Raw genomic sequence first — 15,048 nt, 5'->3', positions numbered from 1 at the left:
TTTGTTTTCTGCTCATTTTTTTAAATCACAGTAAATGGAGGTCAATAAAATGGAAATACTGAAGGTTACATCAGGTGGCAGAACTGATATGGTTGAGATAACGCAACAGGTTAAAGACTATGTTAGAAACAGCGGAATCATCTCAGGTATAGTGGTCTTATTTGTTCCTCACACAACGGCCGGAATCACGCTGACCGAATATGCCGATCCCAATGTCATGAAAGACATACTAAATTCCATCAATAAGCTTGTGCCGTTTGAAGATAATTATACCCATGAAGAAGGAAATGCTGCCGCTCACATTAAAGCCAGTCTCTTTAATTTTTCAAGCGAATTTATTATCGATGAGGGCGAATTGGTTATTGGAGGCTATCAGGGGATCTTTTTCTGCGAATTTGATGGTCCCAGGGAGCGAAAAGTTTTTGCGAAAATCATTGAAGGTTAAGGAATTAAGAAATAGATAGGAGTTATCATGAAATTTGAATTTATGACCGCCAATCGGATTATTTTTGAGGTCGGTGCCATCAAAAAAATCGGACACCTGACCAGCAGTTTCGGGAATAAAGCCCTGCTTGCTAGTGGCATGTCGGAAGATGAAACGTCAAAAATAGTCGGCTATTTAAATGAAGCCGGTATAACCACAATCGTCGTCGGGGTTCAGGGAGAGCCTTCTGTTGAAGGTTTAAAAGAAGCCCTTGCTTTGGCCAGAACAGAAGCGTGTAATGTCGTCATTGGTTTTGGTGGCGGATCCACCATGGATACCGCCAAGGTAATCGCCGCCATGCTTAACAATGATGGCGAGATCATTGACTACCTGGAAGTGATTGGTGGAGGTCAGCAATTAACCCAGCCATCTCTGCCCTGCATTGCCATCCCAACCACTTCAGGAACTGGGGCAGAGGTCACCAAAAATGCGGTTATAAGCTCAAAAAAACATAAGGTTAAAGTCAGTTTGCGCAGTCCCTATATGCTGCCGGAACTGGTAATCCTCGATCCGGCCTTGACCATCAGCGTTCCGCAAGCCGTGACAGCCAGCACTGGTCTTGACGCCTTAACCCAGGTTTTGGAACCCTTTGTCTCAAATCAGGCTAACCCAATCACTGATGCCTTCTGTCGCGAAGGTTTGGCGCGGGCGGCTAAATCCCTCAGACAAGCCTTTGATGATGGCACAGATCTTGAAGCTCGGGAAGACATGGCGATCACCAGTCTTTTCGGGGGATTGGCCCTGGCCAATGCAAAATTAGGGGTAGTTCACGGTTTTGCAGGCGTAATTGGGGGAATGTTTCCGATTCCACACGGGGTGGTCTGCGCTGCCTTGCTGCCATATGCCATTGAAATCAATGTCAAAGCTCTGCTCCGGGATGATTCAGGGAGTGTCTCCGTTAAAAGATTTGATGAAGTCGCTCAAATTTTAACTGGCAATCAGCAGTCAACCGCTGAAGACTGCGTTTTATGGATTCAAAACCTGTGTCAACACTTAAAGATTCCACGATTGTCGGCATTTTCTATTAAAGAAGACGACTTTAACGAGATTATCGAGAAATCTATGGTCGCCAGTAGTATGAAAGGTAATCCCATTAAATTAAACTATGAGGAGTTGGAAGAGATTCTTAAACGCGCCCTGTAATGGCCGTCAAAAAGAACACGGGCTCCCTATGCCTAAGTGTCTGACACAACCATATATAAGGCGGCCTGGGACCGCAGCAAAAGCATTATTTGGCCAGGGCTTTTTTTGGCTCCGGCCTTTTGCTTAAGAAAAAGCCATTCAAAACCTGGCACTTTTTACCCTTGACAAAATATCCAAAAGAAACTAGACTATTGTTAGAAATAGCTAACTATAGTCTAGTTTCTTTTAGGAGAAAGCTGAAATGAGAAGAACTAATCATCTGTTTATGGAAATTTATCTGGGATTTTTCCTCTGTATTTTTGAGTTCACATTTTTTTATGTCTATTACATTACGGGCACTGTGTCGACGGGAACCGCCTTCGTTTTGGTTCTTTACTTTATCTATCTGGTGGAACAGATTATTTTGTATGCCAGAAGGCAAAGTGGGGCCCAGCAAAAAATGGGATCAGGCTATCTGGGTTATTTCATTGATCTGTTTTTTATTTTTTATTGTGCTTATACCATAGATCTGTTTTACTATTTTCTGCTGCCGGTTCTGTGTCTGAATATCCTGATTTTCTGCCTGGGAGATCAGCCGGTCAGAGTGAAAAGCTATAGCCTGATTCTGGCAACATTTTACCTCCTGCTTTCACTCCTGCTTAAGCATCACTTACTAACAGCGATTGTTCAGACGGTCCTGCTGGTGGGCGTGGCTTTCTTTGTCGATGAGATCAGGCAGACAGTTCAGGAAGTTTACACACAGAATGAACGCATTATGGCGGAAATTGAACAGAAGAACCAGCTACTTGAACATCGGGCCAAAACGGATTTTTTGACAGACTTATCCAATCATCAGTCCTTTTATCAGGAACTGGATGGGATGGCATCTAAGATTGCGCCGATTATTCTGATTCTCTTTGACATTGATGATTTCAAGAAAATCAACGATGTCTACGGCCATCTCTGCGGTGATTATGTGATTCGTGAGGTAGCGCAGATCATCAGACAGCAGGTGCGTTCAACTGATATTGCAGCCCGGTATGGCGGTGAGGAATTTGCCATTCTGCTGCCGGAAACCGAAGAAAACACGGGACGAAAGATTGCCGATCGGATCCGCGAAGAAATTGAAAGCCATCCTTTTGTTTTTGAAGCTTATAATTTTCAGGTAACGGTTTCGGCCGGTATCTGCAGTTCATCGGTAACCTTGAAAAAATCAGAACAGGTGCTTCTGGTGGATCAGGCGGACTCACTGCTGTATGAGTCCAAACGCCAGGGGAAAAACCGGGTCACCGGGGCATGTTTGTAGAAATATTTAGGAGAAGATGTGAAGTATGTATAGAAAATGCTGTGAAATCTCACTGTTGTTTAATCGGATAGAAGGCTCACAAGAAGCTGTGTTTCCCGACTGTTTTCGGGAGACTATCGAAAGAATTGTGCTTGAACTATTGTTCGAACCCTTTTCCAACCTGATCAATTATCAGAAATTTTCAATGAATATCAATTGTCTGGCCGGGCATTCGCTTAGAACGGCATTGATTGCCGGCGGGATCGGGCAAAATTTGCAGCTGGATCTGCAGGACCGGATCGAACTGGGGATTGGCGCCATCCTTCACGATATCGGAAAAATCAGGATCGACGGGAAGATCCTCAATAAGCCGTCTAAATTATCGGATGAAGAATATGAAAAGGTTAAAGCCCACCCGCAAATCGGCTGTCAACTGCTGAAAAATCAGACATGGATTCCCGCAAACAGTCTAAACATGATCAGAAACCATCATGAACGGTTAGACGGCAGCGGTTATCCGGACCATAAAAGGGCTGCAGATCTCCTTCTCTTTGATCGGATTATCGCCGTTTCTGATGTCTTTGATGCCATGACCTGCAGACGCAATTATCGCCAGGCTTTTTCTCTGGAAGAGGCTTATCAGGTGCTGATGAGTGAAGTTTCCGAACATTTCGACGGAAGGATTGTCGAAACTCTAGGGGACATGATGGTTAATGAAGGCGTTCGGATTGATCCTGTAAGGAAAACCTATGTCCTGGCTAATGGGAAAGGGGCATAAAAACTCTGAGTGATTAGGTCGTTTGATTGTATCGCCCAGGTACCTGACACCAACATCTAAACATATATATACCTCGCGCCTGTCACCACATATCCGACTTCCCAAATCTTATCGACAAGTCAAATTATTTGGGCTAAAATAGGAGTAGCAATTAAATTATAATGTGCTTTATTAAGTGTTATGACAAGGAGTGAATTGATGAAGAAATTAGTGTTAATGTTAATGGTAGTGTCCATGGCTGGATTGCTGCTGATGGGATGCAGCAGTAATCAGGAGGAGACTGCCAGCCAGGATGAACCGCTGATTGTAGGAATGGAACTGGCTTATCCACCGTTTGAAACCAAGGATGATGCCGGCAATCCCAGCGGTGTCAGTGTTGATTTGGCCTATGCACTGGGTGAGTATCTGGGTCGGCCGGTAGAGATTGAAAATATCAACTGGGATGGGCTGATTCCATCACTTCAGACCGGCAAGGTGGATGTGGTGATTTCCTCGATGACAATCACCGATGAACGTGAAGAAGTTGTGGATTTTTCGGTACCCTACGCCCATTCCTATCTGGGATTGCTGGTTAATAGCAATGCCGATGTCAATCAGGTGGAGGATCTGAATCAGGCGGGTAAGGTTGTGGCTGTTAAAAAAGGCACCACCGGAAATATCTATGCCAGCAATAATTTAACCAATGCCACGATTAATGCTCTTTCCTCTGAAAATGCCTGCGTCACTGAGGTAATCCAGGGTAAGTCAGATGCCTTTATTTATGATCAGCTAACCATTTACCGACAAAACCAGGCCAATTTAGATACCACCAAAGCGCTTCTGATTCCTTTTCAGGACAGTGAAAGCTGGGGTATGGCCGTGAATGAGGGGAATGAAGAGCTATTAACCGAGATTGACGCTTTTATTGAAAGCTTCAAAGACCAGGGGGGCTTTAACGAATTGACCGAAAAATACCTGAAGGAAGAAAAAGAAACCTTTGATGCGCTTGGCTTCCCCTGGTTTTTTGACTAAGCGGATCGATGAAAGAGACACGCAGTAAAGGACCATCGCGGGCCAATAAGGTGATCAGTGCTATTTTTGTGGCCGTTATTTTAATTGGCCTGCTCTGGTTTTCGGTGACTTCCATTGGGCTCAAACTGGATTTTACAACCCTTTACCAATACCGGCAGCGTTTCTGGGACGGCTTTATGATGACGGTGATGATATCGCTGGCCAGTTTACTGGTCAGCCTTGTCATTGGTGCGCTGACGGCCCTTGGTCAAAATGCCAGGTTTTTGGTCATCAGTTATTTTTGCCGGGCCTATGTTCAGATTATCCGGGGAACACCGCTGCTGGTTCAGATTTATTTCTTCTATTATATAATTGGAACAGCCTGGGGGGTAGATAATCGCTATGTGGCTGGGGTCCTGATTTTATCTATTTTCGAAGGTGCCTATATTTCGGAAATCATCCGCGGGGGGTTGGCCAGTATTGACCGCCAGCAATACGAGGTGGCCAGATCGATCGGACTGACGCCAATTAAAACTCTGCAGCTGGTGACCCTGCCAATTTTATTAGCACGGATTCTGCCGGCTCTGGCAGGGCAGTTTGCCTCGATTATCAAAGATTCTTCACTGCTGTCGGTGATTGCGGTGATTGAACTGACCCAGACTGTCCAGGAAATTTCGGCGGATAATTTTAGAATGTTTGAAAATTATCTTTTTGTGGGCGTCTTATACTTTATTCTGACCTTTAGTGTTTCGATGCTATCAGGCTTTTTGGAAAGGCGGTTTAACCATGAATATCGAGTTAATCAATATTTGTAAAACCTTTCAGGATGAGCTGGTCTTAGATGATGTCTGCGGTTGTTTTGAAATTAATTCCATCGCAGTGATTGGTCCGTCAGGCGGTGGCAAGTCGACCTTACTCAGGATTATCGGTGGACTGTTGGCCCCTGATTCCGGCAGTTTGAAAATTGATGGTGAGACCGTCATCTTCAGTAAAAAATATCTCCAGACCTATCATCGGAATACCGGCTTTGTTTTTCAGTCGAAAGGGCTTTTTGAGCATCTCACCGCCATGGAGAATATGCTTTTGCCATTGCGACATACCTTTGGCATGGGAAAAAGCCAGGCCCTTGATATCAGCAATCGGCTTTTTGAGCGTTTTGGCCTGATCGATGAAAAAGACAAGTATCCCTTTCAGCTTTCCGGTGGTCAGCAACAGCGCATTGCCATTGCCAGAGCGGTGGCAGTAAAGCCCCGGCTGTTATTGCTGGATGAACCAACCTCAGCGCTGGACCCCGAATATACCGCCGAAGTGCTCCATATGTTGGGGGAGCTTCAAAATGATGGGATAAAAACCATTATTGTCACGCATGAAATGGGTTTTGCCAAGAACGCCTGTCAAAAGGTGGTTTTTTTGAGTAACAACAAAATCATTGAAAGCGGAGACAGCGCTCAGATCTTTAAGTCGCCGCAAAGTAGGGAGCTGCGGCAGTTTTTAAATAAAATCCTTGAATGGAAGGTTTAAAGTCTCTGACACCAATGAAAGGAAATTGTTTGAAATGCAGTTAAATCGCCAATCAATGAAGCACCAGGCGCCTGATACCTACATACAAACATATTGCCTCACTCTCATTGCCAGGCTACCTGGCATGAATTTTAAGTGGAACTAAATCTTATCATAATATGTTGTTGTGTTACGAAAAAATGATGCTATAATAGTCATAACGTTAAAATAAGGCGAGATACTAAAATATTCAGAGTAATAAATACTGCATCATCCCAGAATCAGGGGTTTAATTAGGCACACTTAATGGTTTGTAGACATGATTTAACCGATTGATTATGGGATGGTCTTGTTAGCTCTGAACAAAATTAGTTAATTTGTCAGACTGCATTTAGTTTCAAAAATATTAGACGAGGTGATTCTTGATGAAAACGATTGCGGCTGTTACCCACGAAAAGGGACAATTGTCACTTGAAGAAGTAGAGCTGGCCAACCCAAAGGTTTCCGAGGTACTGGTGAGAAATATCGCCTGTGGCGTCTGCCATACCGATGCAGCAGGTTTGCAGCAGTTTATACCGGTTTCGCTGCCCATCATTCTTGGACACGAAGGCGTTGGCATTGTAGAAAAAGTTGGCGAAGGGGTGGAGACGCTAAAACCCGGCGATCGCGTTATTTTATCTTATCCGTCCTGCGGAACCTGTTCTTACTGCATATCGGGCCATCCCTATGCCTGTGATCATTTAAATGAGCTTTTCTTTTCCGGGACTTTTAAAGATGGCACCAAACGTTTCTCGCAGAATGGTCAGGAAATCTCCTCCTTCTTTGGACAGGGAGCATTTTCCCAATATGTTGTTGTTGATGCCCGCAATGCCGTAAAAGTTGATATCGATTCTGATGATGAGCTGGCAAAACTCTGTTCTTTGGGTTGCGGTGTCCAGACTGGTGTAGGGGCCGTTCTATACGGATTAAAACCGGAAGCCGGTTCTTCATTAGTCGTCTTTGGCTGCGGCGGGGTAGGTATGAGCGCCATCATGGGGGCCGCGATTGTGGGATGCTCGACCATTATTGCCGTTGATGTAAATGATGAACGCCTGGAGCTTTCCAAAGAATTTGGTGCGACCCATACTTTAAATTCCAAAAGTGTAAACGTTGTCGAGGAAATCAAAAAAATCACCAATGGCGGTGCCAACTACAGTGTTGAATCATCGGGCATTTCTTCTGTTACCCTGACAGCTCTTGAATGCCTGGCGCGGCTGGGAAAAGCCTGCGTAGTCAGTGTTACCGGACCGGAAACCATTGATCTGCCCATCGAAATGGGATTGATGAATCCTTCTGTTACCCTGATGGGACTGACCGAGGGTGGTTCAAACCCACAGGTGCTGATTCCCAAACTGGTGGAATTCTATAAAGAAGGCAAGCTGCCGGTTGATAAACTGATTAAGTTTTATAAACTGGTGGAACTCGAAACCGCCTTTGCCGATTCTCACAGCGGTGTGACCATTAAGCCAATCATAAAATTTTAAAGTCTGAAACACGAGGCCCTTGCTGGTGCAGGGGTTTTTTTCGTGAGAAAAATATGCAGGTAGAAAAAAAGGGTTTTAAGTTTAAAAAATGTTTGACAAGTCTAAGACAATCGTGTTATAGTTAGCTTACACTAATTCTTTGGGTGTGAAAGTAATCTTTTAAAGCAGTAAATTAGGAGGTATGCGATGGTTCCAACAGTAAATGAATTCCTGCAATTCTTTTCTTTCAAACGAGATCGGGCCTGTGAAGTGAAAGTTATTTCCAATCTTTCCGAGGGGGAGGCCAATGTGCCTTATCGGATTAAAGAGATCAGAACTGAGGATCAGGAGATGATAGAATTTCTTTTTAGCCTGGGCTGCTACCAGGATGAGGAGGTTACCATCATATCAAGGCTGGCTGGAAACATTGTCATCTCGGTTAAGGATGCCAGGTACAGCATCAATACAGAGCTGGCCAAAGTGATTATTATTTAGGTTTATCAATTTGCTTGAGCCTTTTCTCAGGCGAATTTTTTTAAGAACAGAGTTAAACAAGGCTTACAAAGTAACGATAAAATTTGAGGAGAGCGGAGGAAGTTATGAAAGTAGCGTTAACGGGAAATCCGAACAGTGGCAAAACGACACTGTTTAATGCCATTACCGGAAAGATTGAAAAGGTGGGAAACTGGGCCGGGGTTACAGTTGATAAAAAAGAAGGGGCAATTAAGCCGGTCTACAACAAGACCGGCGAGCCTATCACGGCGGTTGACCTGCCGGGCGCCTATTCCATGTCACCTTACACGTCAGAGGAAAGTATCACCAGTGCCTTTGTCAAAGGTGAAAATCCCGATGTTATCATCAACATCGTTGATGCCACTAATCTGAGCCGAAGTTTGTTTTTCACGACTCAATTGCTGGAGCTGGGGATTCCTGTTGTGGTTGCCCTTAATAAGACAGACCTGAGCCGCCGGAAAAAGAATCTGATCGATGTTGGAAAGCTTTCAACGGCTCTCGGCTGCCAGGTCGTCGAAACTGTCTCCACCTCCGGTCAAGGTCTGGAAGAACTGATTAATGGGGTTAACAATGCAGTCGGCAAAGGCCAGACAGCTCCCTTTGATGGTGGCAGCCAGGAGTTGACCTCCAAAACGGCAGTTGAAGCAGCGGATGTTAAGCGTTATGACTTTGTAAAGGGGCTGGTTGCCAAAGTTGAAAAAAGAGAAATTGCCTCCAACGCCCAAACCAGGCAGGACGCGGCTGATCGTATTTTGGCCCATAAGTGGCTGGGTATTCCAATTTTTGCCCTGGTCATGTGGGGAGTTTTTGCGATTTCCCAAACCTATGTCGGTCCCTTCTTTGCTGATCTGCTGGTTGGCTGGCTGGAAGGCTTCCAGGGGGCTGTTGCGGCTTCAATGGACGGGGTATCGCCGTTTCTGAGTGCCCTTTTAGTGGATGGAATCATTGGCGGCTTTATTGCCATCGTTGGCTTCCTGCCGCTGATTATGGTCCTTTTCTTTCTCCTGGCTCTGCTGGAGGACAGCGGATATATGGCCCGTGTCGCAGTGGTGATGGATCGTTTTTTCCTGAAAGTGGGGCTTTCCGGTAAATCGATTATTCCGATGATTATTGGAACAGGCTGTGCAATTCCTGGGGTTATGGCCACCAGAACCATCAAGAATGAACGGCAAAGACGAACGACCGCCATGCTGACGCCCTTTATGCCCTGTGGTGCCAAACTTCCTGTAATTGCATTGTTTGCTGGCGTCTTCTTTAATGATGCCGGTTGGGTTGGGACCCTGATGTACTTTGCAGCTATTGCGATTATTGTTTTAAGTGCTTTGCTGGTTCAGCGAATCTCTGGAGAAAAAGATGCCAAGTCTTTCTTCATTATGGAACTTCCGGAATACCGTCTGCCCAGCATCAAGCGGGCAACGATTTCTATGTTATCACGGGCCAAGGGCTTTATCATCAAAGCCGGAACCATTATTGTGCTGTGTAACATGGCAGTCCAGATTATGCAGTCCTTCAACTGGTCGCTGCAGCTGATTGAAGAAGGGGCAGAATCCACCAGTATTCTGGCCGGGATTGCATCACCTTTTGCCCTTCTCTTTATTCCGTTGGGATTTGGTGTCTGGCAGCTGGCAGCAGCGGCCATTACCGGTTTTATTGCCAAGGAAAACATCGTTGGTACCCTGGCTGTTGTTTATGGGATTTCCAACTTCATTGATACCGAGGAACTGGCGTTGGTTTCCGGTGCTTCCAGTGTTGCCGAGATTATGGGCCTGACTTCAGTAACCGCCCTTGCTTACCTGATGTTTAACCTGTTTACACCGCCGTGTTTTGCTGCCATTGGCGCAATGAACTCCGAAATGGAAAACGCCAAGTGGCTCTGGGGTGGGATTGGCCTGCAGTTTGGTGTGGGCTATACGGTGGCCTTCCTGGTTAACCAGGTCGGTACCCTGATTACCCAGGGCAGACTGGCAGAAGGTTTCTTACCAGGACTGCTGATTGTAGCAGCGATTGCAGTGGCTGTTGGTTACCTGGTTAAAAAAGGCAATCAAAAAGCTGAACACCGCTTGTTGGCTGCAAAATAATGTCTGATTTGTCAGAGAAAGTTTAAAGAAAGGGGTGGTGAGATGGCGAATCTGATCGTCGGCTTAATCATCATCGGCGTTACTTCTGCCTCTATTTGGAAGTACCGAAGCGAGAAGAAAAAAGGCGCCAAGTGCGTGGGTTGCCCGCATAGCAGTGGCAGTAATTGCTCCTGTAAGTAGTTAATTTTCTCAACTGCTTAAACGGGAATTTCGAGTGACTCCTAATTGAATCAGGGACGATGGTCCTGTGTAAAACGAAAATCCCCCAAACAGGTTGGCATGCAATCTGTTTGGGGGATTTGTATTTATGTTGATTTAGAGCGGTTTAATATACTGAGGAAAATCAAAGTAGGCATAATCAGCCAGCTTGATCAATGAAGTGTCATCCGGATTACACACTATTGGATATATATATCGCTGTATTTTTTCAATCCCGTCTGTTTGTTCTTTAATGATCTGGCAGGCGATCTGAACTGCCTTATTATATAGTTGTGAGGACTGAAAAGTGCCTAATTCCACCAGTTTCTTTTCGTATTCAGAATGATTATAGTAACTCTGGTGGATCAGTTTGTTATTGACTCTCATTTTTGGTAAAAGATAAATTGAATGGGTTAGATAGCTATATTTTAATCGGTCTAATGATTTTTTTTCTTTTGTATTGGTAGAAAAAATTCTGAATGTCAGCGATAAATTTTCATGGGGGTACCATCCGTAAAAATGCGGCCAGCTGATCAGATTTATATGTCGTGATAAGGATAATTTTAAACTATTCAATTTCCTTCGCGTTTGACGATCGATTTTAAAGTTTTCCTGATTCTTTTTCTGATCAAAAAAATTAATATACTGACTCTTGATGTAGGGATCAGTCATAATTTTTTCGAGCAGATCGATAAATAAATTTCTGTTTAAAGTCAGATTGTTCTCCTGAAAATATAAGCAAATGACGGTTACCCACAATAAAGTGTCCTCGCGTTTAAGGGTATTTGCACAGTGGGTGACAAAGGCATAATAATTATCGATTTCCTTCGCATCCCCTGGATTGATAATTTTCTCGGATAATTCCTCATAAAATTTCCACTGGTAATCAGATGTAAGGATTTTTGTTATAAATAAATGGGATATGCCACTATAAATAAGAAATAACAGTGAAAATCCACCCATGTAAGTAACGGCATTAAGGACAGACTGGGAGATCTCAAAATAAAGTGTAAAGACGCTATCGATGATAAACGAAAAAATGGTCAGGCAGATTAAAAAAATCCAGGCAGGAAATATTACCGAACTGAAATTACGCATGTAAAAGTTCATTAATTTGACTTTTGTGAGGATTAATATTTCCCCGTAGCTTTTTTGTATTTGATAGTTTAACAGGCGCTTTAGATTCATTAGGGCCTCCTTGTATAATTGCGACAATTTTATCAAATTAAACAATTTTATACAAGCGTTTATGTAGATTTATTTTGTATAATTCATTTTTAAAGCTGTAATATTTCATTTTTTAAATATAATTAATATTTTGATGAAAATGATAAGATATGGTAACCATTTCAGCTTTATTTTTTCTCGTCTGATTGTAATTTAAAAGCAGTTGAGTTTCTAAAATATTAAATCAACAAGGGTAAAAGTGCTATAATAAACTTAAATAAGCCTGAATTATTCATCCAGATACAATTAACGGCACATTGTGCCGCATAGATACAGTGTTTTTGATTATTTTTGCTTTTCACTAAATAAGTGAAGCTAAGACAATAGAAAAAGAGCTCCAACTTTGTTAAAATTTAAGTGACCAAACCAAAACCAAACAAAGGAGAAACTCTTCATATGTCTAGTTTAGATGCACTTCAGTTAGAAAGCAATAAAAAAATCAAAATAAATTTCGATGGCGGTGATTTATCCTCTGATTCCGGACTGATTCTGATCAAAGAATTTGCTCATAAATTCAGTTTCCATAAACATGTCAGCAACTTCAAAACTGATGAGAAGACCAGTCGTCAGCATAAGGATGATCAAAACCTGTGCCAAATGGTATATCAGATCATTGCTGGTTACTTTGAAGATGACGATGCTGATGAATTGACAAATGAACCTGTCTTTACAAACATTCTGGGTAAAAAAGCACTGGCTTCTCAACCGACTCTGTCAAGATTCTGGAACCGGATGGATGATAAAACGCTGCCAAAATTTGATGCCATCATTAAAGCAATGCGGACATCTGCTTATAAAATAAAACGTCCAAAACAGGTATTGCTGGATTTGGACTCCACCCTATTGAATACCTATGGAAAACAGGAAGGTGAAGGTTTCAACTATCATTACAGGGTACATGGTTATCATCCATTACTTTGTTACGACGGATTAACCGGTGATCTGCTGAAAGCAGATCTCCGTGATGGAACGGACTACAGTTCCACTGGGGTTGTTGATTTTATGCAACCTCTACTTGATGAATATTTCACGGAGTATCCCGACATAGAGCTGTATTTACGTGGTGACAGCGGGTTTGCAACGCCTGATTTGTACAAGCAATGCGAAACCAATGGTGTGTCTTATGCGATCCGTTTAAAAGCGAACAGTGTTTTAAATGACAAAGCGAAACATCTTGATCATGAAATATTTGAAGCGATGAAAGAAGATATGTCCCAGTATATTGTCCGCTATGATGAGTTTTATTACAAAGCAGGCAAGTGGGAGTACCCGCGCAGGGTAGTTGTTAAAGTGGAGAAACCTTGCAATCAGTTCACCATTCAGCATTCCTTCATTGTAACCAATATGGACTTGAAACCTGAAGAAATCCTAAGATACTATCGTAACCGAGGCACTATGGAGAATTTCATCAAAGAAAGCAAGTCCGGATTTGGCTTCGCTTCTACCGGAAGTAAATCCAAAGTAGTCAATGCCAACCGACTGCAACTGCATGTGTTGGCTTATAATCTGTTTAATTGTTTCAGACGATTGGTTCTGCCGAAGAGCATGAAAAAGATGCAGATCGATACCATTCGTTTAAAGCTGCTAAAAATTGCTTCGAAAATCGTAAAAGCAGCAAGCTATATTTATTTCAAGCTATGTAGCAGTTGTCCCTACAAAGATGAATTTTATAAAACTTTAGAAAATATCAGACAACTTCCGCAGCTGGAATAACAGTAACTGATGATCTTTGGCAACTTAAAATCTTGAAAATAACATCTACGGGATTCGTCTACCCTTTTTGGGTTGAAATTCAACCGTCTGTGTATTTAATCCTTGAAAAAGATGTTGTTTCTCGATTTTAAGATTGCTCATTGCTGGATGAATAATTCAGGATAAGTAAAATAAAAGTCACCACTGGACCGATAATTTTGCCATTTTATTATGTTAAGAGAGTTGTTCAGAGCAGAAAGGATTCGTTTTTGCGATAAAGGAGTAATGATGAAAACACTTGTTATTTACAAATCTGATAGCGGCCATACCAAAGAATATGCCCAGGCGCTTGCAAATCATATGGATTGTCAGGCTATAGCCTTTAATCAAGTCTCAAAGGTTGAGTTGACTAAATACGACCAGCTGGTCTTTGGCGGTTGGGTAAGGGCGTCAGCAATTGTCGGCCTCAGTAAGTTCATCAAGCTGATTCCCGGGGGGAGCAATCAAAGGCTTGCAGTCTTTGCCGTTGGAGCCAATGGCGCATCGGAAGAAAATACCCGAAAACTGATGGAGAAGAATAGTTCGATTAGCGAATTAGGATGTCCGTTATTCTATTTACAAGGTGGTTTTGATCCGGAAAAACTTAAATTCCCATTGCGCATCATGCTGGAAAAAGTGGCCAAGTCGCTTAAGAAAAAACAGGACGCCGAGCCGGAGTCCTTATCAGCAGAGGACAGGGAATTTCTTGAGTTTTTTCAGTCGAAACACAATGACGTTGACAGTCGGAATTTAGCGGAGATTGAAGCCTTTTTAAAAGCGTAATAAATGAACGGAGCAGCAATGGCAGTTAAACAAACAATGCAAATTGAATATCAGGCGATTTTTCAAAAAGCCTATCAGCTAATGGATGAAGCGATGATTGATGGTAACTGCGGCGAATTATGCGGCTACCATTGCTGTCGCCGGATTGACGCCAATGGCAATCGGCTAGGTATGTATCTGTTACCGCTGGAATACGAATATATGCAAAGGGAGGTCGCCAACGATTATGAAGTACATAGTCATCGAAATTACGAACTCCCCCCAAAAATAAAGAAAGCCTACTATATATATTGTCATTTGCCAAAAGGCTGCCTGCGCGATTATCGACCCATCCAATGCCGGACCTACCCCTTTGAACCCCATCTGGAAAATGGGGACTTTTCGCTGGTGATTGAAAAAGACCAGATTCACGACTGTGTTCTGATTGAAAAAACGTCTAAGTGGCGCCAGGCCTTTATCGATGGTGTTTATACTGGCTGGCTGGAACTGATTAAGATTCCCATCATTAAGTATTATGTCGATTATTCCTCCAAAGAGCGCTTGGCAGCAGGGAATATATTGATGCGCTATTCTTCAAAGGGTTTTGAAGAATTTTAAGAGGTCTGAGGTTATCTTTGATTTAAACGCTTATTTTTCTACAAAAGGAGTGGATGTTGAACCATGAGCCCCGTGACCTTTGGGTTTGATCAGGATTCTGATAGCTTCCAGACAATTACCCTTTAATCACGGTCTTTTTTCCATCCCTTATTTCGATTGTTTCTTGGATTATTTTCCCCAATAATTTTGACAAATATAAACTGTATTTATATTTATCAATAAGATGTGACAGTTAGTGTGGCAAACATTTTCTTCTTGGT

General features: G+C 42.9%; 15 protein-coding genes. 14 read left to right on the top strand and 1 reads right to left on the bottom strand.

Going from position 1 to position 15,048, the window contains the following annotated elements; translation table 11 throughout:
- The first annotated feature begins 49 nt into the window (after nucleotides 1–49).
- The 11 genes from Q5O24_08555 to Q5O24_08505 all read left to right on the top strand — a co-directional run bounded on the left by Q5O24_08555 (nucleotide 50) and on the right by Q5O24_08505 (nucleotide 10,432).
- Entirely contained in the window at nucleotides 50–445 is a 396-nt protein-coding gene (locus Q5O24_08555; GenBank protein ID WKY46437.1) for a secondary thiamine-phosphate synthase enzyme YjbQ, read from the top strand.
- 27 nt (nucleotides 446–472) lie between these two features.
- Nucleotides 473–1,627: an iron-containing alcohol dehydrogenase gene (locus Q5O24_08550; protein ID WKY46436.1), complete on the top strand. Its 1,155-nt coding sequence runs from the start codon at nucleotides 473–475 to the stop codon at nucleotides 1,625–1,627.
- Nucleotides 1,628–1,868: 241 nt separating this feature from the next.
- Nucleotides 1,869–2,912: a GGDEF domain-containing protein gene (locus tag Q5O24_08545; protein ID WKY46435.1), complete on the top strand. Its 1,044-nt coding sequence runs from the start codon at nucleotides 1,869–1,871 to the stop codon at nucleotides 2,910–2,912.
- Nucleotides 2,913–2,937: 25 nt separating this feature from the next.
- Nucleotides 2,938–3,669 carry an HD domain-containing protein gene (locus Q5O24_08540; protein WKY46434.1) on the top strand — a complete coding sequence of 244 codons (732 nt, stop codon included), beginning with the start codon at nucleotides 2,938–2,940 and terminating at the stop codon, nucleotides 3,667–3,669.
- Between the two features lie 198 nt (nucleotides 3,670–3,867).
- Nucleotides 3,868–4,680, top strand: a complete 813-nt coding sequence (locus tag Q5O24_08535) for a transporter substrate-binding domain-containing protein (protein WKY46433.1) — start codon at nucleotides 3,868–3,870, stop codon at nucleotides 4,678–4,680.
- An 8-nt stretch (nucleotides 4,681–4,688) separates the two neighbouring features.
- On the top strand, nucleotides 4,689–5,474 hold the full coding sequence (locus Q5O24_08530; GenBank protein ID WKY46432.1) for an amino acid ABC transporter permease: 786 nt from the start codon (nucleotides 4,689–4,691) through the stop codon (nucleotides 5,472–5,474).
- On the top strand, nucleotides 5,446–6,180 hold the full coding sequence (locus tag Q5O24_08525; GenBank protein ID WKY46431.1) for an amino acid ABC transporter ATP-binding protein: 735 nt from the start codon (nucleotides 5,446–5,448) through the stop codon (nucleotides 6,178–6,180). Before Q5O24_08530 ends, Q5O24_08525 begins: the two co-directional genes overlap by 29 nt.
- A gap of 404 nt (nucleotides 6,181–6,584) precedes the next feature.
- Nucleotides 6,585–7,682: an NAD(P)-dependent alcohol dehydrogenase gene (locus tag Q5O24_08520; GenBank protein WKY46430.1), complete on the top strand. Its 1,098-nt coding sequence runs from the start codon at nucleotides 6,585–6,587 to the stop codon at nucleotides 7,680–7,682.
- Nucleotides 7,683–7,940: 258 nt separating this feature from the next.
- Complete coding sequence (locus Q5O24_08515; protein ID WKY49234.1) at nucleotides 7,941–8,156, top strand: FeoA family protein; 216 nt, start codon at nucleotides 7,941–7,943, stop codon at nucleotides 8,154–8,156.
- A gap of 104 nt (nucleotides 8,157–8,260) precedes the next feature.
- Nucleotides 8,261–10,252: a ferrous iron transporter B gene (locus tag Q5O24_08510; GenBank protein WKY46429.1), complete on the top strand. Its 1,992-nt coding sequence runs from the start codon at nucleotides 8,261–8,263 to the stop codon at nucleotides 10,250–10,252.
- 42 nt (nucleotides 10,253–10,294) lie between these two features.
- Nucleotides 10,295–10,432, top strand: coding sequence for a FeoB-associated Cys-rich membrane protein (locus Q5O24_08505; protein ID WKY46428.1), 138 nt, complete (start codon nucleotides 10,295–10,297; stop codon nucleotides 10,430–10,432).
- Nucleotides 10,433–10,567: 135 nt separating this feature from the next.
- Here the strand turns inward: Q5O24_08505 and Q5O24_08500 are convergent, their stop codons facing one another.
- On the bottom strand, nucleotides 10,568–11,638 hold the full coding sequence (locus Q5O24_08500; GenBank protein WKY46427.1) for a hypothetical protein: 1,071 nt from the start codon (nucleotides 11,636–11,638) through the stop codon (nucleotides 10,568–10,570).
- 435 nt (nucleotides 11,639–12,073) lie between these two features.
- On the opposite strand from Q5O24_08500, the gene Q5O24_08495 reads away from it, so the two are divergent.
- From Q5O24_08495 to Q5O24_08485, 3 genes are all read left to right on the top strand, one after another.
- Nucleotides 12,074–13,390: an IS1380 family transposase gene (locus Q5O24_08495; GenBank protein ID WKY46426.1), complete on the top strand. Its 1,317-nt coding sequence runs from the start codon at nucleotides 12,074–12,076 to the stop codon at nucleotides 13,388–13,390.
- A gap of 267 nt (nucleotides 13,391–13,657) precedes the next feature.
- Nucleotides 13,658–14,191 carry a flavodoxin domain-containing protein gene (locus Q5O24_08490; GenBank protein WKY46425.1) on the top strand — a complete coding sequence of 178 codons (534 nt, stop codon included), beginning with the start codon at nucleotides 13,658–13,660 and terminating at the stop codon, nucleotides 14,189–14,191.
- A 3-nt stretch (nucleotides 14,192–14,194) separates the two neighbouring features.
- Nucleotides 14,195–14,788, top strand: coding sequence for a hypothetical protein (locus Q5O24_08485; GenBank protein WKY46424.1), 594 nt, complete (start codon nucleotides 14,195–14,197; stop codon nucleotides 14,786–14,788).
- Nucleotides 14,789–15,048: the final 260 nt, after the last annotated feature.

Source organism: Eubacteriaceae bacterium ES3, from assembly GCA_030586155.1.
In the GTDB taxonomy this organism is placed as follows: domain Bacteria; phylum Bacillota; class Clostridia; order Eubacteriales; family Eubacteriaceae; genus Acetobacterium.
This window is presented reverse-complemented; position numbering and strand designations above follow the sequence as displayed.